The sequence below is a fragment of the Cupriavidus sp. GW821-FHT02F09 genome (assembly GCF_059421605.1).
Window position 1 is genome coordinate 114,677 of record NZ_JBWKVH010000006.1, and the last position, 25,333, is coordinate 140,009.

General features: G+C 65.0%; 29 protein-coding genes, 1 tRNA gene and 1 pseudogene. 14 read left to right on the top strand and 17 right to left on the bottom strand.

All coding sequences use genetic code 11. The features are described 5' to 3' along the window. Window positions 1-147: 147 nt before the first annotated feature. From AC07XB_RS09390 to AC07XB_RS09410, 5 genes are all read right to left on the bottom strand, one after another. Window positions 148-1,026 carry an enoyl-CoA hydratase-related protein gene (locus AC07XB_RS09390; protein WP_492830567.1) on the bottom strand — a complete coding sequence of 293 codons (879 nt, stop codon included), beginning with the start codon at window positions 1,024-1,026 and terminating at the stop codon, window positions 148-150. Between the two features lie 18 nt (window positions 1,027-1,044). Continuing rightward, window positions 1,045-1,203, bottom strand: a complete 159-nt coding sequence (locus AC07XB_RS09395; RefSeq protein WP_492373842.1) for a hypothetical protein — start codon at window positions 1,201-1,203, stop codon at window positions 1,045-1,047. Window positions 1,204-1,241: 38 nt separating this feature from the next. Further along, entirely contained in the window at window positions 1,242-2,465 is a 1,224-nt protein-coding gene (locus AC07XB_RS09400) for a CaiB/BaiF CoA transferase family protein (RefSeq protein WP_492830566.1), read from the bottom strand. Between the two features lie 10 nt (window positions 2,466-2,475). Next, complete coding sequence (locus AC07XB_RS09405; RefSeq protein WP_492373844.1) at window positions 2,476-3,444, bottom strand: Bug family tripartite tricarboxylate transporter substrate binding protein; 969 nt, start codon at window positions 3,442-3,444, stop codon at window positions 2,476-2,478. A gap of 138 nt (window positions 3,445-3,582) precedes the next feature. Further along, window positions 3,583-4,593, bottom strand: a complete 1,011-nt coding sequence (locus tag AC07XB_RS09410; RefSeq protein WP_492373874.1) for a LysR family transcriptional regulator — start codon at window positions 4,591-4,593, stop codon at window positions 3,583-3,585. A 302-nt stretch (window positions 4,594-4,895) separates the two neighbouring features. Between AC07XB_RS09410 and AC07XB_RS09415 the strand changes: the two genes are divergently transcribed. After that, window positions 4,896-5,126 (top strand): hypothetical protein, encoded by a 231-nt coding sequence (locus AC07XB_RS09415; protein ID WP_492812801.1) that lies wholly within the window; start codon window positions 4,896-4,898, stop codon window positions 5,124-5,126. A gap of 104 nt (window positions 5,127-5,230) precedes the next feature. On the opposite strand, the gene AC07XB_RS09420 is transcribed toward AC07XB_RS09415, so the two are convergent. The 3 genes from AC07XB_RS09420 to AC07XB_RS09430 all read right to left on the bottom strand — a co-directional run bounded on the left by AC07XB_RS09420 (window position 5,231) and on the right by AC07XB_RS09430 (window position 7,760). Then, window positions 5,231-5,686, bottom strand: a complete 456-nt coding sequence (locus AC07XB_RS09420; protein WP_492812803.1) for a hypothetical protein — start codon at window positions 5,684-5,686, stop codon at window positions 5,231-5,233. 103 nt (window positions 5,687-5,789) lie between these two features. Further along, entirely contained in the window at window positions 5,790-6,476 is a 687-nt protein-coding gene (locus tag AC07XB_RS09425) for a Vgb family protein (protein WP_492373847.1), read from the bottom strand. A gap of 63 nt (window positions 6,477-6,539) precedes the next feature. After that, window positions 6,540-7,760, bottom strand: coding sequence for a helix-turn-helix domain-containing protein (locus AC07XB_RS09430; RefSeq protein ID WP_492830565.1), 1,221 nt, complete (start codon window positions 7,758-7,760; stop codon window positions 6,540-6,542). Window positions 7,761-7,907: 147 nt separating this feature from the next. Between AC07XB_RS09430 and AC07XB_RS09435 the strand changes: the two genes are divergently transcribed. Together AC07XB_RS09435 and AC07XB_RS09440 are read left to right on the top strand one after the other, a co-directional pair. Further along, entirely contained in the window at window positions 7,908-8,672 is a 765-nt protein-coding gene (locus AC07XB_RS09435) for a DUF899 domain-containing protein (RefSeq protein WP_492830601.1), read from the top strand. Between the two features lie 8 nt (window positions 8,673-8,680). Then, on the top strand, window positions 8,681-9,493 hold the full coding sequence (locus AC07XB_RS09440) for a DUF2182 domain-containing protein (protein ID WP_492830564.1): 813 nt from the start codon (window positions 8,681-8,683) through the stop codon (window positions 9,491-9,493). A 33-nt stretch (window positions 9,494-9,526) separates the two neighbouring features. Here AC07XB_RS09440 and AC07XB_RS09445 read toward each other — a convergent pair whose 3' ends face one another. From AC07XB_RS09445 to AC07XB_RS09465, 5 genes and pseudogenes are all read right to left on the bottom strand, one after another. After that, a complete protein-coding gene (locus AC07XB_RS09445) occupies window positions 9,527-10,771 on the bottom strand; it encodes a Bcr/CflA family multidrug efflux MFS transporter (RefSeq protein ID WP_492807873.1) in 1,245 nt (414 codons plus the stop codon). A gap of 8 nt (window positions 10,772-10,779) precedes the next feature. Then, a pseudogene (locus tag AC07XB_RS09450) lies at window positions 10,780-10,985 on the bottom strand (aldo/keto reductase); the annotation flags it as partial. Window positions 10,986-11,040: 55 nt separating this feature from the next. Beyond that, window positions 11,041-12,045, bottom strand: coding sequence for an aldo/keto reductase (locus AC07XB_RS09455; RefSeq protein ID WP_492830563.1), 1,005 nt, complete (start codon window positions 12,043-12,045; stop codon window positions 11,041-11,043). A 262-nt stretch (window positions 12,046-12,307) separates the two neighbouring features. Then, a complete protein-coding gene (locus tag AC07XB_RS09460) occupies window positions 12,308-13,201 on the bottom strand; it encodes a LysR family transcriptional regulator (RefSeq protein WP_492830562.1) in 894 nt (297 codons plus the stop codon). Between the two features lie 207 nt (window positions 13,202-13,408). Further along, the gene (locus AC07XB_RS09465; protein WP_492373851.1) at window positions 13,409-14,317 is read right to left on the bottom strand and encodes a LysR family transcriptional regulator; all 909 of its coding nucleotides are present in this window, start codon (window positions 14,315-14,317) and stop codon (window positions 13,409-13,411) included. 99 nt (window positions 14,318-14,416) lie between these two features. On the opposite strand from AC07XB_RS09465, the gene AC07XB_RS09470 reads away from it, so the two are divergent. From AC07XB_RS09470 to AC07XB_RS09490, 5 genes are all read left to right on the top strand, one after another. Further along, a complete protein-coding gene (locus tag AC07XB_RS09470) occupies window positions 14,417-15,310 on the top strand; it encodes a pirin family protein (RefSeq protein ID WP_492830561.1) in 894 nt (297 codons plus the stop codon). A 120-nt stretch (window positions 15,311-15,430) separates the two neighbouring features. Then, a complete protein-coding gene (locus tag AC07XB_RS09475; protein ID WP_492373853.1) occupies window positions 15,431-15,859 on the top strand; it encodes a nuclear transport factor 2 family protein in 429 nt (142 codons plus the stop codon). Further along, window positions 15,859-16,782 carry an NADP-dependent oxidoreductase gene (locus AC07XB_RS09480; protein ID WP_492830560.1) on the top strand — a complete coding sequence of 308 codons (924 nt, stop codon included), beginning with the start codon at window positions 15,859-15,861 and terminating at the stop codon, window positions 16,780-16,782. The genes AC07XB_RS09475 and AC07XB_RS09480 overlap by 1 nt, the downstream gene beginning before the upstream one ends. A gap of 60 nt (window positions 16,783-16,842) precedes the next feature. Further along, window positions 16,843-17,223 (top strand): c-type cytochrome, encoded by a 381-nt coding sequence (locus AC07XB_RS09485; RefSeq protein WP_492830559.1) that lies wholly within the window; start codon window positions 16,843-16,845, stop codon window positions 17,221-17,223. A 97-nt stretch (window positions 17,224-17,320) separates the two neighbouring features. Further along, entirely contained in the window at window positions 17,321-17,695 is a 375-nt protein-coding gene (locus tag AC07XB_RS09490; protein ID WP_492830558.1) for a hypothetical protein, read from the top strand. A 94-nt stretch (window positions 17,696-17,789) separates the two neighbouring features. On the opposite strand, the gene AC07XB_RS09495 is transcribed toward AC07XB_RS09490, so the two are convergent. Both AC07XB_RS09495 and AC07XB_RS09500 read right to left on the bottom strand, forming a co-directional pair. Further along, complete coding sequence (locus AC07XB_RS09495) at window positions 17,790-18,197, bottom strand: hypothetical protein (RefSeq protein WP_492373857.1); 408 nt, start codon at window positions 18,195-18,197, stop codon at window positions 17,790-17,792. Between the two features lie 142 nt (window positions 18,198-18,339). Then, window positions 18,340-18,426: transfer RNA gene (locus AC07XB_RS09500), tRNA-Leu, on the bottom strand. A gap of 336 nt (window positions 18,427-18,762) precedes the next feature. Here AC07XB_RS09500 and AC07XB_RS09505 point away from each other — a divergent pair. The 5 genes from AC07XB_RS09505 to AC07XB_RS09525 all read left to right on the top strand — a co-directional run bounded on the left by AC07XB_RS09505 (window position 18,763) and on the right by AC07XB_RS09525 (window position 23,296). Beyond that, the gene (locus AC07XB_RS09505) at window positions 18,763-19,113 is read left to right on the top strand and encodes a DUF1428 domain-containing protein (protein ID WP_492373858.1); all 351 of its coding nucleotides are present in this window, start codon (window positions 18,763-18,765) and stop codon (window positions 19,111-19,113) included. Window positions 19,114-19,389: 276 nt separating this feature from the next. Further along, complete coding sequence (locus AC07XB_RS09510) at window positions 19,390-20,388, top strand: DUF1254 domain-containing protein (protein WP_492830600.1); 999 nt, start codon at window positions 19,390-19,392, stop codon at window positions 20,386-20,388. A 134-nt stretch (window positions 20,389-20,522) separates the two neighbouring features. Further along, window positions 20,523-21,821, top strand: a complete 1,299-nt coding sequence (locus AC07XB_RS09515; RefSeq protein WP_492373877.1) for a TAXI family TRAP transporter solute-binding subunit — start codon at window positions 20,523-20,525, stop codon at window positions 21,819-21,821. Between the two features lie 103 nt (window positions 21,822-21,924). Next, window positions 21,925-22,500 carry a TetR/AcrR family transcriptional regulator gene (locus AC07XB_RS09520; RefSeq protein ID WP_492373860.1) on the top strand — a complete coding sequence of 192 codons (576 nt, stop codon included), beginning with the start codon at window positions 21,925-21,927 and terminating at the stop codon, window positions 22,498-22,500. A 100-nt stretch (window positions 22,501-22,600) separates the two neighbouring features. Further along, on the top strand, window positions 22,601-23,296 hold the full coding sequence (locus tag AC07XB_RS09525; protein WP_492830557.1) for a pentapeptide repeat-containing protein: 696 nt from the start codon (window positions 22,601-22,603) through the stop codon (window positions 23,294-23,296). A gap of 70 nt (window positions 23,297-23,366) precedes the next feature. Here AC07XB_RS09525 and AC07XB_RS09530 read toward each other — a convergent pair whose 3' ends face one another. Both AC07XB_RS09530 and AC07XB_RS09535 read right to left on the bottom strand, forming a co-directional pair. Continuing rightward, on the bottom strand, window positions 23,367-23,708 hold the full coding sequence (locus AC07XB_RS09530; RefSeq protein ID WP_492807882.1) for a hypothetical protein: 342 nt from the start codon (window positions 23,706-23,708) through the stop codon (window positions 23,367-23,369). A gap of 133 nt (window positions 23,709-23,841) precedes the next feature. Further along, window positions 23,842-24,279 (bottom strand): YciI family protein, encoded by a 438-nt coding sequence (locus AC07XB_RS09535; RefSeq protein ID WP_416049551.1) that lies wholly within the window; start codon window positions 24,277-24,279, stop codon window positions 23,842-23,844. Between the two features lie 289 nt (window positions 24,280-24,568). On the opposite strand from AC07XB_RS09535, the gene AC07XB_RS09540 reads away from it, so the two are divergent. Further along, on the top strand, window positions 24,569-25,267 hold the full coding sequence (locus AC07XB_RS09540; protein ID WP_492830556.1) for a DUF2076 domain-containing protein: 699 nt from the start codon (window positions 24,569-24,571) through the stop codon (window positions 25,265-25,267). Window positions 25,268-25,333: the final 66 nt, after the last annotated feature.

Sequence of the window (25,333 nt, forward strand, 5' to 3'; positions counted from 1 at the left end):
TTGCCCTGTGCCGCCAAGGCCGCACAAAGTGAGGAACGCAATACCGAATAAGAGCATTGAGATTGTCGACGATCCCGACACCAATGTCGAACAGTCGAACAGTCGAACAAGCGAAACTGGCCGGGATGGGCCGTGCAGGCACGCCGCTCAGCGTCCCAGTCCCGAGAACGAAGGCTGGCGTTTGTCGAGGAACGCCGCTACGCCCTCACGGAAGTCGGTCCCCTGCAATGAAGCCGCGATCTCGCGCTCGGCCTGCGCAACACTTTCACCTAGAGTCTGGCCGAGCGCGCGGTACGACTGTCGCTTGGCCGCTGCCATTGCGCTAGGCGAGCACAGGGCGGCCAATACTGCGGCGCGTTCGAGCACCGTCGGCAGGAAGCGATCGGCTTCGAACACGGCGGAAACCAGACCGGCCTGTTCGGCCTCCTGCGCGCCCATTGACCTGCCGCTCATCAGCCACTCGAGCGCACGTGACAGGCCGATCATCCTGGGCAGCATCCAGGCTATGCCGTGTTCGGCGGCCAGCCCGCGCCGCACGAATGCCGGCACCAGCCGCGCTTCGCGGCTGGCGTAGCGGATATCGCAATAGAGTGAGAGCACCAGGCCGACCCCGGCTGCGGCACCGTTCAGGGCGCAGATGATGGGCTTGCCGATCGCCAGCAAATAGCTGTAGCGCTGGCCAAAGTCCTCCCGGGCGGCGACATCGTTGGGCGCGTGAGCCGCCGTACTACTGGCGTGTCGCGGGCTGGACTCCGCCAGCCGCGCGCGCGCCGCCGACAAGTCGGCGCCTGCGCAGAAGGCCTTTCCGGCCCCGGTCAACACGATCACACGGACCTCGCGATCGTCCCGGCAGCGCTCTAGTGCGGTGCGCAGTCCAGCTTCCATCTCAGAGTTCCAGGCGTTGAGCTGGTCCGGCCGGTTGAGGGTAATGACGGCAATCCGGTTCGCCACGTCGCAGAGGATGGTCTCGTTGGTATTGGTATTGGCATTGGTGTTGGTGTTGGTATTGGGGCTGGCCGCGCTCATGATTTTCTCCCCACGCGTTCAGTCATCAAGCGCAGCGCCTGACGGTGCGCTTCGGTGCTGTGCGCCAGCGCCTGCATGCTGGCGGAGATCGTCTGCAATGGCGTTGCGGGTATGCGGGTGGTTCAGCGTGATGACGGCGATGCCGTCCTCGCGGACAATCTGGACGAAATCTGACATGGCTGGTGTTTTCTCTTGGCAGGGGGCTGGTTCTTGCTTCAGAACGCGCCTTGCTGGCGCAGGGTGTCGATTGCCGCGGCCGACAGTCCGAGAAGCTCGCTCAGTACCGCCTTGTTGTGCTCGCCGAGGTCCGGGTTGGGCCTCAGTGCCAACGGCGGCGACTGGTGAAAGCGCAAGGGGCTGTTGGGCAGGACCACCTCGCCCAACTTGGGATGCATCACATAGTTCAGCATGCCGCGCTCGTGCATATGACGGTCGTGCACGACCTCATCGAGCGTGCGAACCGGCGCGCAGGGAAAGTGATGGGCCTGGCCGGCCGTCATGATCTCGGCGCGCGTGAGGTTGCAGGTCCAGGAGGCAACCAGTTCGTCCACCTCGCTCATCACCGCACAACGCGAGGCGTGCGTCGCGTAGCGCTCCTGCCCACCCAGGTCGGGGCGCCCCATCGCCTGGCACAGCCCCGGCCAGTGGCCTTCGGTGACGCAGATAATGGCGATGTAGCCGTCCTTGGCCGAGTAGGTGTTGTAGGGCGACATTGCGAGCGCCCCGTGCCGGTTTCCGGTGCGCGGATTGCGTTCCGGGTCCTCGTAATACATCGTCAGGTTTGAGGCGAGAGCAGGATACATCGTGTCCTGCATGGCGATCTCGACAATCCTTCCGCGGCCGCTGCGTTCGCGCTCGAACAAGGCCGAGACGATGGCCCCATAGAGGTGGATACCGCCCAGGAAATCGCTGATGGCCGGCCCTGCCTTGAGCGGGGGGCTGTCGGGATAGCCGGTTACGTGCATGGCGCCGCTCATGGCCTGAATGGTCAGGTCCATGGCAAGATGATCGCGATTCGGCCCACTGGTCCCGTAGCCCGAGGCGGACGCGTAGACCAAGCGAGGCTGGATCTCCAGCAGCGCCTCGGCCCCGAGGCCGAGGCGCTCCATCACGCCCGGCATGAAGTTCTCGAGCACCACGTCTGCCTTGGCCACCAGGTCACGAAAGACGCTGCGGCCTTGCTCGGTCTTGAAGTTGAGCGTGATGCCGCGCTTGTTGGAATTAAGCATGGCCAGGGGCAACAGCGACTCGCGGCGCGCGCGCACCGGCTCGCCATGTGGTGGTTCGATCTTGATTACGTCGGCGCCGGCCATCGCCAGAAGGAAGCCGCAGTAGGGACCCTGATAGATCTGGCCCAGGTCGAGTACGGTCAGGCCGGCAAGGGGAAGCTGGCGAGCCGGAAGTTGCTCGGTCACGCTCTTGGTCAGGTTCGTCGTCATGATATGGCTCTCATTGTTTCTGTATCCCGGCCTGCCGGGCTGCCTGCTCCCAGCGGCTGATTTCCTCAAGCTGGAAGCGCCTCAGTTCGTTGGCATCGCCCACAAACGGCTCGCCGTAGGATTGCCGCACCTTCATCGCGGTTTCGGGCAAGCGGTAGATCGCCTGCAACTGCTTGTCGAGCAGGTCGACGACGGACGCCGGCGTACGAGCCGGAACGAAAGCGCCGGTCCAGTTGACCATGTAGTAGTCCCGGAAGCCCGACTCCTGCAGCGTCGGCACCTTGGGGAAGGCGTCGAAGCGCCGATCGCTGCTCACAGCCAGCAATCGAACCTTGCCGGACTGGAGAAAGGGAACGACGGCGCCGAGGTCGACAAAGGCGAAATCGAGCTGGCCGCCAGCCAGGTCCGACAAAGCTGGCGCCACGCCCTTGTAGGGCACCGGCGTAGCGCGGCCACCGGCAAGTTGAAGGAAGAGTTCGGTGGCGACCTGGTATGAGGCCGCACCAGCGCCATAGTTGAGCGTGCCAGGCTGGGCCCGGCTGCGCGCTACCAGGTCGCCGATCGTTTTCACACCCGAAGAGCCTGGCACCACCACCGCCATCACGCCACGCGTCAGCCGGGCCACCGGTGCGAAGTCCTTCACGGGGTCGTATGGCAAGCGCTTGAAGATGGCAACATTGGTCGCCATCGGTGAATTGCTGGCCAGGAAGATCGTGTGGCCATCGGCGTCCGCGCTGGCCACGGCCATGGATGCGATGAAGCTGTTGGCACCGGGCCGGTTCTCCACCACCACCGGCTTGCCCAGCCGCTCACCGAGCTTCTGCGCGACATAGCGCGCAGTAGTATCGGCGCCGCTGCCGGGCGGGAACGATACGACTAGTCGGATTGGCTTATCAGGGTAGGCGCCCGCGTTGAAGGGCTGCGCCAGCAAGAGCAATGCGACCGCTCCGGCAAGGCGCAGTGAGGTGCGTCTGTTCATCTTGTCTCCACGCTAACTGATCGGGGGCGAGCTCTGTCTCTGGCTCGCGTGGCTGCAGAATAGACAGCCACAGACACGGCACCAATCGGGGTGGGTATATATCAGCCATACCACTGCTGGTATGACCTTGTAACCGTGTTAGTGCGCGGGGAGTACGTTGCTGATCTCGGCGCGCAGCCAAGCGCAGGCCGCGTCGCGGTGGGTGAGGTTGTGCCAGAACATCGAGACATCCGTGGCAGGCGCCTCGAAGGCAAGTTCGGCCACCGCAACGTTATCTGGCAAGGCCAGTCGCCTGGCTGTCCTTGCCGGGATGGCGCAGATCATGTCGGTCTCGCTGACGATCTGCGGCGCCGCCATGAAGCTGGAAATGGTGTACACCACCCGGCGCGAGCCACCTTGCTTGCGGATGGTCCGGTCGATCAGTTCACCGAGCAGGGTGAGGCCGGTTGGCGAGACGTCGAGGTGAGGCAGGTTGCAGAAATCCTTCAGGCTTATCCGTGCATTCGCCCCGGTACGGCGCGGCTTGCGCATCACACAGACAAAGGCCTCGGAGTATAGGAACCGAGTGCGGATCCCGGGTGCGGAGGGAAAGGCCGAGCCGATGCAGAGATCGAGTTCGCCGCTTGCTAACGCATCAACGGCGCCGCTCCGATGCAATGGACTGAACTGTGCCGTGATGGAGGGGGCGGCGCACCGCAGTGCGCTTAGCAAGGAGGGGGCCAGCGAGAGCTGGATATGCTCATTGCAGGCCAGCGAGAAGTGTCGCACGTGGGTGGCGGCATCGAAGGGCGCATTGGCCCCCGCCAACTGGGCCGTGGTTTCCAGCAGTTTTTCCACGATCGGCAGCAACTCCTTGCCGTGCGAGGTCAGCAGCATATGGTTGCCTTCACGCACCAGCAGGGCATCCTGGAAGACGTTGCGCAGGCGATCGAGGGTTCGACTCATAGCCGGCTGCGACACCTCCATCTGGGCCGCCGCGCGCGATACGCTGCGGCCTCGCAACAGGGCGGCAAGCGCGTACAACGTATGGAAGTCAACATTGCCCAGCCGGTCCAGACCGGACATCGGGTTAGCTTTGCCTGCTTTAATTTCGGGCTCCACGCTATCGTAGACAGGGCCACATGATAGTACCTGGCGGCTGGGGGCGATTCTGGTCGCACGAAGCCAGCGCGGCATCTGCGCCATCCTGCTCGGCGACGACCCCGAACAACCCACATCTGGCCATGTTGACCTGCCTGGCGGCTGTGCCTGGATGGTGACACAAACGCAGAGCCTGCACTGGGCCACCTCCAGCAGCCCCGGGGCGCACATTTGACCAATGGGACCTTCCTGGACTATGTTCTATCGTTGGCGAAGAAGAGAGTCGTGGAAGCACTTCAACGAAAACGGGGACCCTACGTCACGACGCTTGCGCCCCGCTATTTGCAACTGCACGGAGGACCGAGGCACCTATGTCAAAGACCACCAAGAAGCAATACCTCAAGGCACTCAACCGGCGCCTGAAGAAGGAATCGGCAGGCAGGTTCGATACGGAGTTTGTGTGCTATCCGGTCGGCTCAAAACCGAAGGACGCGACTGGCGTGACAGCAAGTGCACCCGCCGATGCGCAGGTCCTCGCCGTCATGGATGCTGTCCAGGCTCGGGTGTTTGCCAAGTTCGAGGACTTGGCAAAACACGGATAGGCCGATGTTTCGGCGACGGCAGGCCGCGCGGGCGCGCTACGAGCGCCCGGCGTGGCCCGAAGCGCTCTCGCCGCTGCCGGAACCCGCCGCCCCAGGCACGCCGCTCAGGCCTTGGCGGGACGCCCGGTCTTGATGGCTTCGACTTTTGAGACCGCGCTCAGCAATTGCTTCGGCGAGCTTGCAGCAAGCAGCAGCAATCCGGCGCGCAGGATCTCGCTTTTCTTGATGTGCACGCCCGCGTCGAGGCACCGCTGCTTGAGCTCGGCGAGCTTCGCGTAGTCGGACTTCGGCATCGTGAAGCTGTCACGCAGCACCTTTTCTTTCTTGGCGCCCTGCGCTTTTTTCGGCGCGGCCACATCGGTGCGAGCTTCCACCTTCGATGGTTTGCTCTTCTGGGGTTTCGTCTCGGCCTTCGTTGCGGCCTTGGTCACGGCCTTCTTGCTACCCGAGCCCCTTGGCGTCTTCCCCTTGGGGGCGGCTGCGTTGCTGTCGGCTACTGGCGCGCTCGTCGGAAAATGAAAGACCTCTTTCGTCGGCGGCTTGATGATGGGTGAATTCACGGCAACTCTCAAATCAGAAACAGGCTAAACAGTATATACCGTTTAGCGACGAGCATCAGGCGGCCCCTCAAGCCGCCACCCTCGCCCGTTAGGGGCGCTTCGGTTATTTGCTAGTGGCGTCAACAGGGATCCCGGCGGCGCTGCCGGCCGCGCCGCCTCGCCCGGGCCGGCGCACGGCTCTTACCTTCCCGCTGCTTCCGCCTCCGCAGAAGAACTGGTCGCTGCCATTGGACTCGAGCCCCGACACGCCGACGCCGCCTGGCATCTCGATGCTCTCCAGGACCTTTCCCGTGCGGGGATCGACTTGTCTCAACTCGCTCTGCTCACCTTCCCAGGTGCCGTGCCAGAGCTCTCCTTCGACCCATGTGACCCCGGTGACGAAGCGATTGGACTCGATGGTGCGAAGAATCTCCCCGGTTTGGGGATCGACCTGATGGATCTTGCGCTCCCGGTACTGCCCCACCCAGAGCGTCCCTTCAGCCCATGCAAGTCCCGAGTCGTTGCCGCCGCCGGGGGCCGGAATCGTGGCGACCACGCGGCCGGTCTGCGGATCGATCTTCTGGATGCGATCCTCGGCGATCTGGAACAGGTGCTGGCCGTCGAAGGCCGTTCCTGCGTGTGCGGCGACATCCATCGAGCGCAGCGTCTTCCCGCTCGCCGGATCCAGCGCGATCAGCTTGTCGCCGGTGGCAAACCAGACTTGCTGACCGTCATACGTGACCCCATGCACGTTGTCGACACCCGGAAAGGGACCATACTCGCGAATGATTTCGGCCGCTGATCGTTTCATGTTTCCATCCTCGTCACGCTGTAGTGAATCCGCTGTAGTCAAGTGCAATCCATGAAGCGCATTCTAGTCACCCGGCAGTGGCGCGGGGAGTAACAAGGTCGTCGTGAATCCCTGCACGGGCGGCGTCAGCCAGCGGCGCGCGCGCCCGCGGCCAAACGACTGCACCTTGCCTGTTGCCGCAAGCGCGTCGAGCGCCCGCTGCACGGTGCGCTGGCTGGCGCCAAGGGCCACCGCCAGGCCCGAGCTAGACCATGACTCACCGTCCGCAACGAAGGCGAGCACCGCCGCGTGCGCTTCGTCGACGGGCCTCGCCAGCACGACAACCTCACGGGCGACGCGCGGCACCAGCGCAAACCCGCGCTGGGTCGCGCTCACGCCGGCCAGTGGCTCGAGCACGGTGCGAAGCCGTCCGATTTCAACGCGTAGCCGCGCGCGATGCGACGCATCGGCGTGCCGGGCGCGGAATGCCCGCGCAATGAGCGCGTCCCTCGGCACGTCCGCGGGCCACGCCTCGGCCAGCGCGCGTGCGAGCGCGAACAGCACCGGACGCCTTGCCAGCGAGACCACCGTGCCCGCGTCACGCACGGCATGACGGCACGCGTCCACGACGAGCGCCTTGGACGCCAGCAACGCTTCCACCTCATCGAGCAGCAGGAACCGCTCCTCGCCACGCGCAATCAGGCGCGCCGCAGGCGTTTTCAGGATGAGGAATGCGCTCTGGACCTCCGCCGTCAGCGCGGGGATGCCGGCGTGGCGCGCGGCGTGCTCGGCCCGGGCAAGCGCGGCGCGGGCCGCCTTCGTGCGCAGGCGCCGCACCGCGATCCCCGCGACGACCAGCGCATGGGCGGCCCTGGACGCGGGCGGAAAGGGCGCGGGGTCGAGCTGGGCCAGCGTAAGCTCGGCCTCGTCGAGGCGCCCGATCAGGAGCAGGCGCCGGGCTTCGAGAAACCGCGCGTGCGCGGCGTTCATCTGGTCGCCGTGCGCCTCCAGGGTGGCGCGCGCTGCGTCGAGCGCCTTCGCCGGCCAGTTCAGGTCGCGCGAGGCCAGCGCGATCTCGGCCTCGGCGACGACGCACCGCGCGCGGGCCACGGCCTCTTTCGGGCCGAAGGCGCGCGCCGCGCTTCGCACCAGCGCCTTCGCGCGCACGAGATCGCCAAGCTGCGCCATCGCGATGCCGCGCAGCGCAAGCGCAGGCGCGTCGCTGCGCAGGGCGACCCGGTTCAGCGCGCCGAGCGGGTCACCCGCCGCGAGCGCGCGCGCCGCGGCCGTGATCAGCGAATCCATCTGAATCCCAATCGCGCCACACTTGTCACTCCCATCGTTCGGATGCCCGGCACTAATCTATCACGACCACCAACCCGCACATCGTACCTAGTACCTGGTACTTGGTACTGAGCGAACGACGATGGACACCCAACGGAGGAAAGCATGATGACGCAACACATGACCGCGACACGCGAAGAGTGGCTGGCAGCGCGGCTCGCGCTGCTCGAGGCGGAAAAGGACCTGACGCGGCGCAGCGACGAGCTGGCGCGGCGACGCCAGGCGCTGCCGTGGGTCCGGGTCGACAAGGCGTACCGGTTCGAGACCGACGAAGGCAGCGCCTCGCTGGCCGACCTCTTCCGGGGGCGCTCGCAGCTCCTTGTCTACCACTTCATGTTCGGGCCCGACTACACCGCGGGGTGCCCGTCCTGCTCGTCGATCGCGGACGGGTTCGACGGCGTCGTGGTTCACCTGGCGAACCACGACGTCACGCTTGCGGCGGTGTCGCGCGCACCGCTCGCGAAACTGCAGGCGTACAAGCAGCGAATGGGCTGGACGTTTCCCTGGGCGTCCTCGCTCGGCAGCGACTTCAACTTCGATGCCAACGTCTCCTTTACCGAGGCGCAGCAGCGCGACGGGTTCGTCGAATACAACTACAAGCGCGGCGGCCACGCGATGGACGCCACACCGGCCCCGGAGCCCGTCGCCCGGTTCGCAGCCACATGCGGCACCGACGCAGCCACGTACTCGCGCGATCGGCCGGGCCTGAGCGCATTCGTGCTCGAGGATGGCGTGGTCTATCACACCTACTCCACCTATGCGCGCGGGGTGGACGGCCTCTGGGGCATGTACCAATGGCTCGACCGCGCCCCCAAAGGACGCAACGAGACGGGCATCTGGTGGCGCCGTCACGACGAGTACGGCGAGCGCTGAGCCAGGCCATGGGCAACGCAGACGCAACCGAGGGACGGGAGGCGCCTCGAAGCATGGTCTGCGCGCGAGCCTTCCTGGGCGTCTCGGCGCTGCTCTTCTTCGCCTGCACGGCGGTGACGATCGCCTGGTCCGCGTCCATGTCGGCAATGGGCGCGATGCCGATGCCCGGCGGCTGGACAATGTCGATGGCGTGGATGCGGATGTGCGGGCAGACATGGCCCGGCGTTGCGGCGTCGTTCCTCGGCATGTGGGTCGTGATGATGACAGCGATGATGCTGCCGTCGCTGGTGCCCATGCTGTGGCGCTACCGCCAGGCCGTCGGCACGACAGGCGGGACGCGCCTGGGCCGGCTGAGCGCGCTGGCGGGCGTGGGGTACTTTTTCGTGTGGGCCGCGATCGGCATGGCCACCTTTGCGCTGGGCGCCGCGCTGGCGGCGCTCGAGATGCGGCTGCCGGCGCTGGCGCGCGCGGTTCCGGTCGCGGCGGGCGTGGTCGTCCTGAGCGCCGGCGCACTCCAGTTCACCGCCTGGAAGGCACACCACCTTACCTGCTGCCGGGAGGCGCCCGGGCACGGCCGCGGGCTGCGGGGGGATGCCGGCACGGCGTGGCGAGTCGGCCTGCAACTCGGCTTGCACTGCAGCTGCAGCTGTGCCAGCCTGACAGCGACCCTCCTCGTCGTTGGCATCATGGACCTGCGCGCGATGGCTGCCGTGACGGCTGCCATCACCGTCGAGCGTCTCGCACCGGCCGGCGGGCGCGCCGCGCGCGCCATCGGCGCTGTCATCATTGCAACTGGGTTGATCCTGATCGCGCTGGCGTGAGCGCCTTGTTCCAGCGCACGCCGATGCCGTGCCTCAGCGCGCAGCCGCTGCGTTGCCAGCGAAGACGCCGGTGGACGGCACCAGAAGCCGTGCGCAAAGCAGGCTGCCGATTCCCATCAGCGCGATGACCCATCCCATCGGCCACGGCGTGCCGTCGGCAAACAGGCCGACCAGCGCCGACCCCAGGATGCCGGTGCCATACTGGATCGCGCCGATCAGCGCGGACACCGCGCCAGCGCCTTGCGGGAAGCTGCCGAGCGCGCCGGCGATCGAATTGGCGACAATCAACCCGGTCGCTGAAACGAACAGGAAGAGGGGCACAACCAGGCCCATCAGCCCGCCCCACCCCGTCCATGCGTCGACCGCCAGCAGCATGCCCGCGAGCGCCGCGCCAAGGGTGCCGGCCCGCATCAGGCGATCGCTGCCGAGCCGCGCCACCAGCCTGGCGTTGACCTGGTTTGTGAGCATGATGCCGATGATGCCCGCGCCGAACAGCAGGCCATAGTGCCGCGGCGAGACCTGGTGATAGCTGATGTAGGCAAACGGCGTGCCGGCGATGTACGCATAAAGGCCGCCATAGAAAAAACCGCCCGCGCCTGCGTAGCCAAGCACCCGGCGATGACGCAGCAGTGCGGCGTAGTCGGCCAGCGCGCAGCGCAGCGGTGTGCGATTGCGGCGCTCCGGCGGCAGGGTTTCCGGGAGAGCGCCGAGCATGGCGAGCGTCGCCAGGCCGACCCCCACCAGCGTCCAGAAAATCGCCCGCCACGACGCGACGTGCAGGATCTGCCCGCCCACGCTTGGCCCCAGCAGCGGCGCGATGGCCATCACCGTCATCAGCGTGGACATCATCTGGGCCGCGCGGTGGCCGCTATAGAGATCGCGCACCATCGCGCGGGCGATCACGACACTGGCGCAGGCACCCACGGCCTGCAGCGCGCGCCAGCCGACCAGCATGCTCGCATTGGTCGACAGCGCGCAGCCCGCGGAACCGAGGATGAACAACACTAGCCCGATGCAGATCGGCAGGCGGCGACCGTACCGATCGCCGACAGGACCCCACAACAGCTGGCCCAGGCTGAAGCCGACCAGATAGCCCGAGATCGTCAGCTCGACCATACCCGCATCCGCATGCAGCGCCACGGCCATGGCAGGCAGCGCTGGCAGGTACAGGTCCGTCGAAATCGATGCAAAGGCCATCAACGTGCTCAGGATGGCAAGGATCCGCAAGCTGTGCGCGTTCGCGGCGTGACGTGGGGCAGTGCTGGTTCCGGGCGACATTGCGTGAATTAGCGGTCGACGCGCTGCTGCAGGTGAGCCGGGTAGCGATCCCCCACGACCGTGATCTGCCGCAGCGCGGCTTCGATGGCGGACAGGTCGTCAGCCGACAGTTCGACCGTGGCCGCACCGGTGTTCTCTTCCAGCCGATGCAGCTTGGTGGTGCCCGGAATCGGCACGATCCGATCCACGGCTTCTGCGCAAGCAGCCAGGCTACGTTTTTGCATCATCCATCTCCTGAAGCAACTGAAGCAGCCGAAGCAACGCCGGCCTCAAGCGGCTCGACGACCTTCGACCGGATATCCGGGATCCGTGTAGCCCGGCGTTGACGCGTGGCCGGGAGCCACCAGGCTATCGACGAATCGTTCGTCGTCCGGGCCGAGCTGCAGCTTCAGCGCTTCGACGTAGCTATCCCAATGCGCCTGCGTCCTAGGCCCGGCGATGGCGGCGCTGACGAGCCGGTTCTTGAGTACCCAGGCCAACGCGAAGGCGATCGAGGTCGTGCCGCGCGCGGCGGCGTGGGCAGCGAGCTGTTGCGCGATCGCCAGGGACTCCGGCCGCCACTCCGTCTGCTGGATGCGCCTGTCGCCGCGGCCTGCGCGCGAGTCGGCCGGCGGCGCGGCATCCGCGGCATACTTCCCGGTCAGCACGCCCCGGGCCAGCGGGCTATACGACACAACACCGATACCGTAGTGCGCTGCCGCGGGCAATTGCTCGACTTCCGCAGTGCGGTCAACCAGGTTATAGAGCGGCTCACTGGCGAGCGGCCGGTCGATGCCAAGCTGATCGGCCAGGCGCACGATCTCGGCGATGCGCCATCCACGGAAATTCGATATGCCGAAGTATCGGATCTTGCCCTGGCGGATCAGATCGCCAATGGCACGCACGCCTTCTTCCAGCGGCGCATCGACCAGGGCACGGTGGAAGTACAGGATGTCGATGTAGTCGGTGCCAAGACGCTTGAGACTGGCTTCCACCGACTGGACAATCCACTTGCGCGATTGCCCCTGTTCGTTCGGGCCCTGCGATGTCGGATACCCGAACTTTGTCGCCACCACCCAGCTGTCGCGCCGCTCGGCGATGGCGCGCCCGACGATCTCTTCCGAACGGCCGCCGTGGTAGGCGTCGGCGGTATCGATGAAATTGATGCCCTGGTCGAACGCCTTGTCGATGATGCGCTTCGAGGTGGCCTCATCGGTCTCCCCGCCGAACATCATCGCGCCCAGGCACAGGGGCGAAACCTTCAGGGCACTGCGGCCCAGATATCGATAATCCATCGTATTTCTCCACGCAGGCCGTGCCTGCGGTTTGTCAGGGCACGGACGCTGATCGCGCCGTGTAGCCGCAATCGACGGCGAGCGCGTGTCCGATGACGAAGCTGGCCGCGTGGCCTTGTGCGTTGAGTCAGCTGAGATGATAGGGACGTACCGCCTATCGAAAAAGCCCGGAGAACCGCAAGCCTTTATGAACTGGCCTCATGAATGCCCGCGCCGCTGCCGAACGGGAGGTGCGTGAGGTACGCGAGTCAGGTTACGTCAGCTACGCACGGTAGCGAAGCGCATCGATGACAAGCGCCATCGCGCGTGAAGACTGGCGCCGGCTGGCGTAATAAGCGTGCAAGCCCGCAAACGTGGGACACCAGTCTTCAAGTACCCAGACCAGACGGCCCGCTGCCACGTGCGCCTGGGCCAGATCCGCGGGTACGTACGCAAGGCCATACCCGGATAGCGCCGCATCCAGCATCTGATAGGTACCGTTGAAGGCAAGCTGGCCCTCGACCCGCACCTGCACTTCACGCTTGCCCTTCTTCAGCTCCCATGCGTAGAAGCCGCCAAGCGTCGGCAAACGCAGGTTGATGCAGTTGTGTGTGGTCAGGTCCTGAGGCGTTTTCGGCAGCGGCCTCTGTTCCAGATAGGCGGGCGAGCCAACGATGGCCATGCGCATGTCGGGTGCGATGCGCACCGCGATCATGTCCTTTGCCACCTGATCGCCGTTGCGCACACCGATGTCATAGCGATCCGCGACGATATCGGAGAGTCCGTAATCCGTGATGATTTCCACCTTGATCTCCGGATACGCCCGAAGCACCTTGGACAACCTCGGCCACAGGACGGTCTTGGTGGCGTAGTCGGTGGCCGTGATGCGAATGGTACCCGTGGGCTTATCGCCAAGCTCGGTCACCGCGGTCAACTCGGCTTCGATCTCCTCGAAGCGGGGGGCCACCGTCTGGAGAAGGCGCTCTCCGGCCTCGGTCGGGGAAACGCTGCGCGTGGTGCGCGTCAACAGGCGCAGGCCAAGCCGCGTTTCAAGCGCGCGGACCGTGTGGCTCAATGCGGATTGCGACACCCCCAACTGCGCCGCCGCGCGGGTGAAGCTGCGCTCGCGCGCAACGGCAATGAAGGCAAGCAGGTCGTTAAAGTTCTCGCGCGGCATTGATGAACCCATCTCATAGGTGTTTGCGGATTCTAGCGTCTGGTCACACGCGAGCGCGATGATTGGATTTACGGGGTGCAGGTTGGCTTACGTTGCAGGCGAAGGAGCGGTACACACAGGGCCCTCTCCACGGCGCTTTGTGGAGGCGCCCCGGATAGCGGTCACGGACAGCGGACACGGACAGCGGACACGGATCCGCGACAGCGCCTATTTCGGCGGACGCTGCGATGTGCGCATCAGCCGGTTGAGGAACCAGCGGCCGGCGGGGCCGGGCGGCGTGTCCTTGCGGTAGACCGCGAACATGGCGATCGGCGGCGTACGCGGCTGAAAGCTCTCCAGCCGCAGGGTGACCAGCTCGCCCGCATCGAGATCCCCCTGCACCATGGCCGCTGGCATGTGCCCCCAGCCGAAGCCGGCGCGCAGGAAGGCATGCTTGGCGCCCAGGTCGGCCAGGCGCCAGGTCAGCGGCGAGAACACGCCGAAGGTTTTCCCTTCGGTCAGCATGGTCCGGTCGGTCAGGACCAATTGCACGTGCTCCTCGAGCTCACGTACCCGGATCACGCCCCTGCGCGATGCCAGCGGATGCGAGGGTGCGGCCACGGTCACCATCGGCACGTCGAGCAGCTTTTCCGCGTCCAGCGTCTCGGGAACGGCCGGCATCGATCCGCTGATGCCGAGCCGGCAAACGCGCTCCATCACCGGGCGCATGACCGCGCCCAGTGCCTCGACATACAGGCGCAGCGGCGTATGCGGAAACGCGTCGCGGAACTCGCCGACCGCCCCCGTCAGCGGGGCCATCGGGTACATGACATCCACCACCACCGACAGCTCGGGTTCGAGCCCTTCGGCAATGGCGCGCGCCTTTGACTTGAAGCCGTCCATGCCGCCCACCACCACACGCGCCTGCGCCAGCAGCGCGGTTCCCTGCTCTGTCAGGCGCGGGAAGCGGCCGCTGCGATCGAACAACTGCACATCGATCTGCCCCTCCAGGTTGGCAAGCGTGTGGCTGACCACCGACTGCGCGCGCCGCAGCTTGCGCCCCGCAGCGGAGAAGCTGCCCTCGTCGGCGGCAGCGATAAAGGTGCGGAGCTGGTCCAGGGATACGCCGTCGAGCATGTATCAACTCCTTAGATGGATCTCATCGAGAAATATAGGCTACCAAGAGAGATGTCAAGCACCTAACCTTCGGTCATGCGATCACCGAAGGAGACTTTCATGGAAAACGCAGCGCAGGCCCGGCACGCCGGGGAGCCGACCCGGATCCATCACCACACTGCACGGCCGGATGCGGCAAGCAACCGTGGCATCGTGCTTCGCACTGGCGGCCGCCGCCATGGCGCCGTCTCGCGGATCGTCAGTCCCGGCGACGTCGGCGAGCTGATCAAACCCTTTGTGTTCCTCGACTACTTCGACTTCGCCCCCTCCGGCGACGCGCTGTTCCCCATGCACCCGCACTCGGGCATCGCCACCCTCACCGTGCTGCTCGAGGGCGAACTGCAGTATGAGGACACCACCGGCGCGGCCGGCGTGTTGATGGCGGGCGGCCTGGAATGGATGCGGGCGGGCAACGGCATCTGGCACTCGGCCAGCCCCGCGAAGGGCGACCGCGTCCAGGGCTACCAGCTATGGCTTGCCCTGCCGCGCAGCCTGGAGAACGGCACCCCGCACAGCCAATACCTGCCCGCGTCCTCCGTGCCGCGCACCGGACCGGCGCGCGTGATACTCGGCTCGCTGGCTGGCAGGGACAGCCCGGTAGCCGCACCGTCCGGGGCGGCACTGCTGCACGTGCGCCTTGCCGCGGGCGAGCGCTGGCACTACCAGGCGCCCGCAGGCCACACCGTGGCTTGGGCACACGTCAACCGCGGCACGCTAGCGACTGGCGGCGGGCGGCTGAAGGACGAACTCGCGGTCTTCACGCAGTCCGAGGACGCTCTCGATTTCACTGCCGAAACCGATGCGGATTTCATCGTCGCATCGGCAGTTCCCCATCCGCACGACCTGGCACTTGGCTACTACTCCGTCCATACGTCGAACGACGCGCTGCGCAAGGGCGAAGCCGGAATCGCCAGGATCGGCATGCAGCTACGTGCCGATGGCCGCCTGCGGTAGCCCGCGGCACGCGCGCCGCATCAGCGCATTGAATGTCACGTACCCAAAATCCGGGAACCCGCAGCGGCAGGCTGGCGGCGCGTTGCGCCACTGCTGTGCCCCACACGCATGGAGAACATCATGAACATCGCAGCTGAGCTATTGCAGCAACACCTCCGGTGGCTGGTTGATGACAACCAGCAATGGCAGGAACTGATTGCCGAGGACATCGTGTGGGAGTTGCCCTACGCGCCCGGCATCGGGCATCCGGCGCGATTGAGCGGCCGGGACGCGGTGATCCGCCATGTCTCCTGGTTCATCGGCGCGGTTTCTGAATTCCGCTTCTTCGATGCGCAGATCCTGCCCGCGGCGGATCCCCAGCAAGCCGTTGCGCGGGTGCATGCCGAAGGGCTGATCAAGTCGACCGGGCGCGTCTACCGGCAGGAGTACGTCGTTTTCCTGACCGCCCGCGATGGCAGGATCGCGCACCTGCGCGAGTACTTCGACCCCGTGCAGGCCGCACTGGCGCTGGAAACCCCGATTGTGGGCATTGCCTCAAGGAGCCTTTGATGAAAGCCATCCGTGTAGCCGCTTACGGCGGCCCCGATTCATTAGCACTGCAGGAACTCGCTGATCCCCGCCCTGGCGACGACGAGGTGCTGATCGATGTTGCCGCCACCTCGGTCAACCCGATCGACTGGAAGATCGTCAGTGGCGCCATGCAGGCGTTCATTCCGCTACCGTTGCCCATCACGCCTGGGGTGGATGCTGCCGGGACTGTCATCGCGGTTGGGCGCAATGTCACCACGCTGGCGCCGGGAGACGAAGTGCTGGGATTCATCGGCATCGTCGGTGGCTATGCAACCCGCGCCGTGGTGGATGCCGGGCGCCTTGCCCGCAAGCCGAAGCATCTCGGGTTCCTGGAGGCTGCCAGTATTCCCGCGGCTGGCTTGACTGCCTGGCAGGCGCTGCACGAGCACGGCAAGCTGCAGGCAGGACAGAAAGTCCTGATCCATGCCGCTGCCGGCGGCGTCGGCAGCGTGGCCGTGCAACTGGCAAACCTGGCCGGCGCACAGGTGATCGGCACGGCTTCGGCCGCCAACCGGGGCTACCTGCGAGACCTGGGGGCGACGGAGGTGATCGACTACACCGCGGAAGACTTTGCCACCAAGGTTGCGGGTGTCGATCTTGTCCTCGACCTGGTCGGCGGCGACACGCAACGGCGTTCCTGGCCGGTACTCAAGCGCGGCGGCGTGCTGGTCTCCACCGTCAGCCCACCGGAGGCCAGGCGCGCCCAGGAAGCCGGCGCAGCGGGAAAGCACTTTGCGACGCGCTCCGATGGCGCCCAGCTCCACACGCTGGCCTCGCTGTACGCGTCCGGAAAGCTGCGCGCTGAAATCGACGCCACGTATCCACTCGCTGCTGCCCGCGAGGCGATGGCAAGGAGCATGGCTGGGCATGTGCGCGGCAAGGTGGTCATCCAGACGGCTTAGGGAGCCGCATTGCCTCGGCGAATATAATGCCAGGTTTGCTCCGTTGCCTCGCATCCGTCCATGAAGAAAGCCGCATTGTTGACCCTGGCGCTAGCCTTGCACGCAACCGCGCAGGCCGCTGGCGACGCGCAGGCGGGCAAGGCGGTATTCACCTCGAAGTGTGCCTCCTGCCACAGCGTCGGGCCCTCGGCGCGCGCCGCGTTTGGCCCCCAGCTCAATGGGATCTTCGGCAGGGTCGCCGGCGCCACGACCGACTACAAGTACTCCCCCGAGATGAAGAAATCGGGCGTGGTGTGGTCCGAGAAAACCTTGAGCGCGTTTATCCAGTCGCCCAGCAAGGTCGTGCCCGGCACCAGGATGCGCTTCTGGGGGATCAGCAATGAGCGGCAGATCGCGGACCTGCTGGCCTACCTGCACACATACCAGCAGCAAGGCCGGTAGCAAGCGCTACAGAAAGTTTCAAACGCTCCGTAACCGATAGAATAGGTGCCAGCGCCACAAGGCATGGCGCCCCCAACAGATCTGATCCGGAGTTGGCATGGAACCCCTTTCATTCGAGTTTGTTACCGTCGAGGAAGCGAGGCTGATCCTGGATGGCGCCGTGCCCACGCATGGCAAGCCCGACTGGACTGGCCAGCGGCAACCTGAATCCGCAGAAGCGAAGGCCCTCACGGCCAACGCGCTCAAATGGCTGGCCGTGCTGCCACCGCAGGCGCGGCCCCTGGAGTTGTGCCGCAGCTATCCGCGCATCGGCAACCAGCTGGCAGCGCTGTGGGCCGACCCAGCCGCGCTAACGGCCTACCTGGCCGACCTGCTGATCGACAAGCGCGGCGGCCGCCAGGGGTTCCCCGACGGCGTCGCGCTTGAATTATCGCGACTGCAGGAGCACCTTCTGCGCACGATGGAGCCGTAACGGCATAGCGCCATTACCGCTTTGCCGCTTTGCCGCTTTGCTGCTTTGCTGCTTTGCTGCTTTGCGGCGTGCCGGCAAGGATTCTGCGTTGCGCTTAGTGCGCTCTTCCCGGCGTGCAGTCTTCCACCATGCCAGAGACGCGGCTGGCGCTCAGCAGGGGGTGCCATTCCCCGGAGCTGCGGATCTCGACGTCGGTGCCTTCGACGCCCTCGGTAGCGCGGCGCAGGCTGACCAGGTGGATGAACTTGTATTCATCCGCGTCCGCACGCCCGACCCGGATATCAACCTTGCCGGGTTCCGGGTACGCGATCACGGTGGCGTCGTCACCCAGCCGCTGCTTCAGGCACAGCACCAGGTCGCCTACGCTGGCCTTGGAGTGCACGCGCTTCGGGTCCATCGCCTGGATGGAATTCGCGGTCACGCCGCCCGAACAGGCTGACAGCAATTGCGCTGCCATCGCGACAACCAGCAATACACGTACCCGTACCCGACCTTTTGACATTCCCGCTCCTTGGCTAGATGAGTCGGATGATGTTACATCAAGTGAATTCGGATGCTGATGCGCACGCCGCGCGCGAAACACGATGCAGTGGAGACCAAAAAGCAAAAAGCCTGCACGGATGCAGGCCTTTTGCTTTCAATCTTGGTGCCCAGGAGAGGACTCGAACCTCCACAGTGTTGCCACCGCTAGGACCTGAACCTAGTGCGTCTACCAATTTCGCCACCTGGGCTAGGTGAGGTTGCGAATTCTACCCAACGTAACGAAATTTGCAAGTGCTGGCCCCACTGAATCAGAAGAAAAGTACAACTTTCCCAGGGCGCCGCCCGCTGCCGGCCCTGCTGGTGTCCGCTCAGTCCAGGGAAATGGAAAGGCAGCCGGAAAGATTTCCATTGATCACATGGCGCGCAGTGCACGGCCCACGCCGGTTGGCCGCCCTCCCTGCCCCGCGTATTTTTTTCTAGCATTCCTCCCATGCCCTGTCGATTTCGGCGGCTCCCGTTCGTCGTCCCAATGACGGCGCGCGCAAGGCTCGCCGCTTCGCAGGCAATCCCAAAGGAGATCGGACATGCATTACATCGATGGATTTGTTGTCGCCGTGCCCACGGCCAAGCGCGACATCTACCGCGCGCACGCCGAGGCCGCCGCCGTGGTGTTCAAGGATCATGGCGCGCTGGGGCTGGTCGAGTGCTGGGGCGACGATGTGCCCGAGGGCAAGCTCACCTCGTTCCCGATGGCCGTCAAGCTGGAGAAGGACGAGACCGTGGTCTTCTCCTGGATCACCTGGCCATCGCGCAAGGCCCGGGACGAAGGCATGAAGGCCTCGATGGAAGACCCCAGGCTGCGCAGCCAGGGGCCGATGCCGTTCGACGGCAAGCGGATGATCTTTGGCGGTTTCGAGATGATCGTCAACGCTTAGCAGCTTGACGACGGTGCGTGATGGACCTTGCCCGGGGTTCCCGGGCTGGGTTCGTTTTGGCCGCAGGGGCATTGTCGCGCGGTGGCGGGCGCCACCGGGGAGGTTGAATCGGCTTATATCGCCGGAACAATTTTTCTAATTCCCTTTCCCCCGTGCACCAGCGAAAGTGCTGTCTGTAGGAATCCCGCTCGCCAATGCGCGATGCCAACAGACCAAGAGGGATCGAACGTGAAGATGAAACTGACCTCCGCCTGCGTTTGCGCCGCCGCCCTGTCCATGGCCGGCGCCGCCCATTCACAGCCAGCTGCCGCGCCCGCCAGTGGCGCCCCCGTTCCGGTGACCGCCGACAACTTTGTCCGAGCGGAGAGCGACATGTACTTCGCCGGGCTGGCCAAGCAAGGCGGCGTGGGCAAGCTGCTGCATCGGCGCGAGCCCGCATCGATCGATCACCAGAGCGTCATCCGCCTGAATCGCGACACGCTCTATACCTCCGGCATCTTCGATCTCGAAGCCGGCCCGGTGACGATCACCATGCCCGACCCGGGCAAGCGCTTCATGGCGCTGCAGGTCATCAACGAAGACCACTACGTGCCAGACGTGTTCTATGGCGCGGGCGCCCATACGCTCACCCGGGAGAACGTCGGCACCCGTTACGTAGCCGTCGCGGTGCGCACCCTGGTCAACCCGAACAGCCCGGACGACATCAAGCAGGTCCACGCCTTGCAGGACGCCATCAAGGTCAGCCGGAAGGCGCCAGGAAAGTTTGAAATCCCCAACTGGGACCCGGTCAGCCAGAAGAAGATCCGCGATGCCCTGCTGGTGCTGTCCTCGACGCTGCCCGACTTCAAGCAGGCATTCGGCACCAAGGAGGAGGTCGAGCCCGTGCGTCACCTGATCGGCTCCGCATCAGCCTGGGGCGGCAACCCGGACGAGGACGCCACCTACCTCAACATCACGCCGGCGAAGAACGACGGCAAGACCGTTTATCGGCTCAACGTCAAGGATGTGCCCGTGGATGCCTTTTGGTCCGTGAGCGTCTACAACGCCGAGGGCTATTTCCAGAAGAACCCGGCCAACGCGTACACACTCAACAATCTCACGGCAAAGAAGGCCGGCGACGGATCGATCACGATGCAGTTCGGTGGCTGTGAAGCGCAGGCAGCCAACTGCCTGCCAATCGTCCCGGGCTGGAACTACACCGTGCGGCTGTACCGCCCGCGCGCGGAGATACTGAGCGGCGCGTGGACATTCCCGCAGCCTCAGCCGGTCAATTGAGCGACCTTCCCACAAACGATCCGGCGGCTAGCATGATCCCGCGTCCTCCTTGGGCCCGCGTGGGAGGGACCTGACGACGGAGGCCGACTATGCCCAGGCACAACCCAGCGCTGCACCGTACCCAGAAGGCCCCCATGACGCCGGGGCAGCGGCGGCTTCTCATCGTTAGCGCGATACTGCTGCTGGCAGCGCTGGGCTGGGCGCTGACGATCGTGCTCAAACCCGCCATCCAGCGCACGATCGTCATCACCACCGGGGCCGACAAAGGCATCTATCGCGGCTTTGCCGAGCGCTACGCCCCCATCCTGAAGCGCGACGGCATCAAGCTGGATATCCGCGGCTCTTCCGGGTCGATCGAGAATTATGAGCGGCTGAAGAACCCGGACAGCGAATACGAGGCAGGCTTCATCCAATCGGGCACCGCCACGCCGCAGGAAACAGATGGCCTGCAAACCATCGCCGCGGTCTCCTATGAACCGATCTGGGTGTTTTACCGGGGCGAGGCCACCGTGGACCGGCTCGCACAGCTACGCGGCAAGCGGGTTGCCATCGGCGTTCCCGGCAGTGGCTTGCTCAACGTCGCCCGGGTATTGCTCGCGTACAGCGGCATCACGGCCAGCAATACCGAGCTGCTGGAAATGAATGCCATGAAGGCCTATCAAGGCCTCGAAGAGGGCCGGCTGGATGCGGCCTTCTTTATCGGCCGGCCCGATGCCGAGATGCAGCAAACGTTGCTGAACAGCAATCTGAAGCTGATGAGTTTTGCCCAGGCCGATGCCCTCGTGCAGAAATTCCCGTCTCTGTCCAAGATTGTCTTTCCGCGCGCCTCCACCAGCATCGTCAACGATCTTCCGCAGGCCGATGTCACGCTGCTTGCTGCCACGGCCCTGCTCGTATCCAAGGACACCCTGCACCCCGCCCTGGTCTACCTGCTGCTGGAGGCCGCCAGATCCGTCCACGGCGGCGATGATTACTTCACGCCGCTCGGCACGTTTCCCAACCTGAATACCAGTGAGTTTCCCGTTTCCGACGAAAGCACGCGCTACTTCAAATCGGGCCGTCCCTTCCTGCAGCGCTACCTTCCGTTCTGGCTTGCCAGCTTCATCGAACGACGCTTGCTGATCCTGCTCCCCTTCATGGCCTTGCTGCTCGGCTTGCTGCAGGCATTGCCACGCATGGCGCAAGCGCGGATAAAAAACCGGCTCGTGGTCTGGTACCGGGAAATCAAGGCGCTGGAGGATGAAATCTGGACGAACACGCAGCCGACCCCCAGCCAGATTGCGCAATGGCGCGATGAAATCGAGAACATCGATGCGCATGCTAGCCGGATACGGATTCCGGAGCGCTATTTTGAGGATGTCTACGCGCTCAAGCAGGCGATCGGCGTCGTACGGGACCGGATTGCCCAGGCGGCGGAGAAGGTGAAAGCGTAGCTGCGCAGACGCCCGCGCGTCTTTTGGCGCTGCCTCGGACAGCGTTGTCTTGCCGATGGCCTCGACAATGCTAGAATAATCAATCCATCTGGCTGGATTGATCATGTCCGAAGCAAGCAAGCGCGCCAAGAACCCCGAACTAATCCGAGCCCAGTGCCTGTCCGTGATGCGGGACCTGCTGGTCTCCCAAGGCCCTGAATCGGTGACGCTCGACCTGGTGGCACAACGCGCCGGCGTGACCAAAGGCGGGCTGCAATATCACTACCGCAGCAAGAATGCCCTGCTCGAAGCGCTGAGAGACCAGCTCTTCGAGGAATTCGACAAGACCTATCAACGCGCGCTGTCTGCCGAGCCAGATCGTCCAGGCAGGCATGCCCGCGCCTACATCAAGACGTGTTTCGACGATACGGCTTCCAACAACGCGATCGGAACGCAGCGCGCCATCGCCATGCTGGCCTTGACGCTCCCCTCGTGCCGCCAGACATGGAGCGAGCGCATGACGGACGCCGTCGCGCATGACCTCGCCGGCACCGCCGCCGAAGACCAGCTCCTCATCTGCAGGCTGGCGGCCGATGGCATGTGGTTTGCGGGGATGTTCGAAGTCTATGACGTCGATGCGCCACGCAAGGCGCGCCTGCTTGCCCTGTTGCTGGACATGTGCGACAGGGCCACCTCCTGACCAGGCTGACCAGGCTGATAGACAAGACTGACAAGACAGACCAAATTGACCTGGAGCGTTTTCCACGCTGCCACGCTGCCACGCTCCCACCGCGAATTCCATGCCCGCCCCCACTCCCCACACCATCAGCAACACCACACTCTCGCGCACTGACATCGTTGAAATTCTTGCGCAACGTCCGGCCCAGCTACGATTCGAGCAATGCGGATTTGACGATCAAGACCTGAACGGGCTGGATTTTTCGTCCGTGGAATTCCTGATGTGCACCTTTGCCGGCGCGCAACTGAAAAGGGCGAAGCTCGTCGAATCGAAGTGGATGCGCTGCAAGGCCGCCGGCGCCGACTTCACGCTGGCGGACGCGGTAGAAGCACGATTCTGCAGCAGCGACCTGAACAACACGCAATGGGACCGCGCGCGGCTGTCCAGCGCCATCTTCACGGAAACCAAGCTGACCGGCGCCCGGTTCCGCGAGGCCGCCACCCTGGGCCTGGTGTTCCACAACACCCTGCTCGTCGGCAGCGACCTGCGCGGCTTGTCATTCCGCAAGCAACACCTGGAGCAGCTCGACTTGTCCGATGCCGACCTCGCCGGCTGCGACTTCCGGGATGCCCTGTTCGATGGCGGCACCCTGCGCGGCGCCAACCTGAAGCAAGCCCGCTTCGATGGCGCGGACCTCCGCCTGGCCGAACTTGGCGGACTGAACCTGATGGCTGCCGCGGCTTCGTTCAAGGGCGCCATCATCTCGGTGGAACAAGCCGCGGAGATTGTCGGGCAAGCCGGTATCCGCGTCGGCTGAATGGCCGCGCAAGGCCATGCGAAGCGCATCCGAGACGCAAAGCACGACGCGACCCAGGCCTTGGACGGCCTCAGCCTCGGCGTACCGCGGTCACCTTGCCACCCTTGACATCCAGCGTGCGGCGCTGCGGGTTGTAGTCCATGGTGCCGGGCATCTGCTGGCCTTCCCGGTCACCAAATCGCCATGCGCAGCCGTTGAGCAAGGCGACGGCATTGGCCTCGCTCTTGCCGATCAGGGCTTCGTCGCCAAGCTTGTCCGCCTGGCAACCCTCCGGCGTGCCGCGGCCGCCCTGCGGGCCCGGGTCGGGTACCGCACTGACGGGGGGCTGGGCGGCGCATCCCGCCATGAGCGTTGCGCACACGATGGCGCCCGCCGCGACATGCCGGGCCCATGTGCTTTGCTGTTTTGGCATTCAATTACCTGATGGTGAGGTGGAAAAAGCCAAGTTTAGAGCAGAAAGGCGCCGTCAGAGCGCCTTGGTGCGCATGCATTAACACGGCCTCAACACTGCCTCAACACTGTCATGACCTGGCCTTGGCTTAGCCTTAGCGCGTCCTCTTCGCAGCGTCTTGCGCCTCCGCCCACAAGCGCTCCTCCTGCGCCCGCAGCTCAGGCGTGAGCTCGGCACCAAAATCGTCGAGCTCGAACAGCGGGCGAATCTCGATCTCGGAGTCGCTCTGCATGGGGTTGGGGCAGCGCTTGACCCATTCGACAGCCTCTTCCATGGACTTGACTTGCCACAGCCAGAACCCGGCGACCACCTCCTTGGTCTCTGCGAACGGTCCGTCGACCACGGACCGCTGGCTGCCAGAAAATTGCACCCGCTTGCCCTTGGCGCTCGGGTGCAAGCCCTCGCCCGCGAGCATCACGCCGGCCTTGACGAGTTCTTCATTGAAGTTGCCCATTGCGGTAAGCAGCTCCGTGCTGGGCATTTCGCCAGCCTCTGACTCTTTCGTTGCCTTCACCATCACCATGACACGCATCGTCGCTCTCCTTGAGTGGATTGAGGGTGCCGCACGTCCTGAGCCCGGATCAGGATTGACGGGCGGCCCTGATACTACGACGAATCGGGATACCGAAAATCGACACCGCCGCCAAAATATCTGGCGGGGAGCCTGCCCGGCCTGAATCGGCCCCACTTGGCCTGATGCGGCCTGATGCGGCCGCGAGGCGCGACAATCACATCTGATCGGCTTTTTTTAAGCCTCGCTTAAGACTCGGCCCGTAGACTGCGATCACACAAGACAACCCGGATCCCGGATAGGAGCTGCCATGACCCCCCAAGAAATGCAAGCGCTGGAAGGCTTCCTGACCCAACTCACGCAGGCCAGGGCTGGCGCCAAGGACCCCCAGGCGGACGCCCTCATCGCCGACGCGGTCGCCAGGCAGCCGGATGCCGCCTACCTGCTGGTCCAGCGCGCCATGATGCTTGACCATGCCCTGGCGACGGCAAAGGCGCAGATCTCCACGCTGCAGAGCCAGTTGCAGATGGCGCAGGCCAACGGCGCCAATCGCTTCCTCGACCCGGAAAACGCCTGGGGCAACAGTGCCAACCGCGTGGCACCCAGCCCCGTCATGCCGCCGCCGATGGCCGCGCCCGTGGCAATGCCGCAGGCCGTCCAGGCGGCCCAGCCTGCGCCCATGCAGCCATCCCGGCCCGGTTTCCTGAGTGGTGGCCTGGGCGGCACGTTGGGCGGCATTGCCACGACGGCAGCCGGCGTGGCCGGCGGCGCGCTCCTGTTCCAAGGCATCGAGAACATGTTCCATCGTAACGGCAATGGCAACAGCGCAAGCGGCTTGCTGGGACAGCCAGGCGCAGGGGCGCAGCCAACGGAGACCGTCGTCAACAACTACTACGGTAATGACGACCGCTCGCCGCTGGGCTCGCCGGATGCGGCATTGGACAGCGGTCTTCTGGATGACGCATCGGGCAACGACGACTTCCTGAGTGACGACACCTGGAACGCCTAGCGCGTTGGGGGGCTTGCCAGGCGTGCATGGCAGCGCCCTTCAAGCCCCACCGCACTGATTGCACTG

What these genes read in the sequence shown, in the direction of transcription:
- AC07XB_RS09390 (WP_492830567.1), bottom strand. Translation starts at nt 1,026, where the DNA reads ATGAGCGCGGCCAGCCCCAATACCAACACCAACACCAATGCCAATACC.
- AC07XB_RS09395 (WP_492373842.1), bottom strand. Translation starts at nt 1,203, where the DNA reads ATGTCAGATTTCGTCCAGATTGTCCGCGAGGACGGCATCGCCGTCATC.
- AC07XB_RS09400 (WP_492830566.1), bottom strand. Translation starts at nt 2,465, where the DNA reads ATGACGACGAACCTGACCAAGAGCGTGACCGAGCAACTTCCGGCTCGC.
- AC07XB_RS09405 (WP_492373844.1), bottom strand. Translation starts at nt 3,444, where the DNA reads ATGAACAGACGCACCTCACTGCGCCTTGCCGGAGCGGTCGCATTGCTC.
- AC07XB_RS09415 (WP_492812801.1), top strand. Translation starts at nt 4,896, where the DNA reads ATGTCAAAGACCACCAAGAAGCAATACCTCAAGGCACTCAACCGGCGC.
- AC07XB_RS09425 (WP_492373847.1), bottom strand. Translation starts at nt 6,476, where the DNA reads ATGAAACGATCAGCGGCCGAAATCATTCGCGAGTATGGTCCCTTTCCG.
- AC07XB_RS09430 (WP_492830565.1), bottom strand. Translation starts at nt 7,760, where the DNA reads ATGGATTCGCTGATCACGGCCGCGGCGCGCGCGCTCGCGGCGGGTGAC.
- AC07XB_RS09435 (WP_492830601.1), top strand. Translation starts at nt 7,908, where the DNA reads ATGACGCAACACATGACCGCGACACGCGAAGAGTGGCTGGCAGCGCGG.
- AC07XB_RS09440 (WP_492830564.1), top strand. Translation starts at nt 8,681, where the DNA reads ATGGGCAACGCAGACGCAACCGAGGGACGGGAGGCGCCTCGAAGCATG.
- AC07XB_RS09445 (WP_492807873.1), bottom strand. Translation starts at nt 10,771, where the DNA reads ATGTCGCCCGGAACCAGCACTGCCCCACGTCACGCCGCGAACGCGCAC.
- AC07XB_RS09455 (WP_492830563.1), bottom strand. Translation starts at nt 12,045, where the DNA reads ATGGATTATCGATATCTGGGCCGCAGTGCCCTGAAGGTTTCGCCCCTG.
- AC07XB_RS09460 (WP_492830562.1), bottom strand. Translation starts at nt 13,201, where the DNA reads ATGCCGCGCGAGAACTTTAACGACCTGCTTGCCTTCATTGCCGTTGCG.
- AC07XB_RS09465 (WP_492373851.1), bottom strand. Translation starts at nt 14,317, where the DNA reads ATGCTCGACGGCGTATCCCTGGACCAGCTCCGCACCTTTATCGCTGCC.
- AC07XB_RS09470 (WP_492830561.1), top strand. Translation starts at nt 14,417, where the DNA reads ATGGAAAACGCAGCGCAGGCCCGGCACGCCGGGGAGCCGACCCGGATC.
- AC07XB_RS09475 (WP_492373853.1), top strand. Translation starts at nt 15,431, where the DNA reads ATGAACATCGCAGCTGAGCTATTGCAGCAACACCTCCGGTGGCTGGTT.
- AC07XB_RS09480 (WP_492830560.1), top strand. Translation starts at nt 15,859, where the DNA reads ATGAAAGCCATCCGTGTAGCCGCTTACGGCGGCCCCGATTCATTAGCA.
- AC07XB_RS09485 (WP_492830559.1), top strand. Translation starts at nt 16,843, where the DNA reads ATGAAGAAAGCCGCATTGTTGACCCTGGCGCTAGCCTTGCACGCAACC.
- AC07XB_RS09490 (WP_492830558.1), top strand. Translation starts at nt 17,321, where the DNA reads ATGGAACCCCTTTCATTCGAGTTTGTTACCGTCGAGGAAGCGAGGCTG.
- AC07XB_RS09495 (WP_492373857.1), bottom strand. Translation starts at nt 18,197, where the DNA reads ATGTCAAAAGGTCGGGTACGGGTACGTGTATTGCTGGTTGTCGCGATG.
- AC07XB_RS09505 (WP_492373858.1), top strand. Translation starts at nt 18,763, where the DNA reads ATGCATTACATCGATGGATTTGTTGTCGCCGTGCCCACGGCCAAGCGC.
- AC07XB_RS09510 (WP_492830600.1), top strand. Translation starts at nt 19,390, where the DNA reads ATGGCCGGCGCCGCCCATTCACAGCCAGCTGCCGCGCCCGCCAGTGGC.
- AC07XB_RS09515 (WP_492373877.1), top strand. Translation starts at nt 20,523, where the DNA reads ATGACGCCGGGGCAGCGGCGGCTTCTCATCGTTAGCGCGATACTGCTG.
- AC07XB_RS09520 (WP_492373860.1), top strand. Translation starts at nt 21,925, where the DNA reads ATGTCCGAAGCAAGCAAGCGCGCCAAGAACCCCGAACTAATCCGAGCC.
- AC07XB_RS09525 (WP_492830557.1), top strand. Translation starts at nt 22,601, where the DNA reads ATGCCCGCCCCCACTCCCCACACCATCAGCAACACCACACTCTCGCGC.
- AC07XB_RS09530 (WP_492807882.1), bottom strand. Translation starts at nt 23,708, where the DNA reads ATGCCAAAACAGCAAAGCACATGGGCCCGGCATGTCGCGGCGGGCGCC.
- AC07XB_RS09535 (WP_416049551.1), bottom strand. Translation starts at nt 24,279, where the DNA reads ATGCGTGTCATGGTGATGGTGAAGGCAACGAAAGAGTCAGAGGCTGGC.
- AC07XB_RS09540 (WP_492830556.1), top strand. Translation starts at nt 24,569, where the DNA reads ATGACCCCCCAAGAAATGCAAGCGCTGGAAGGCTTCCTGACCCAACTC.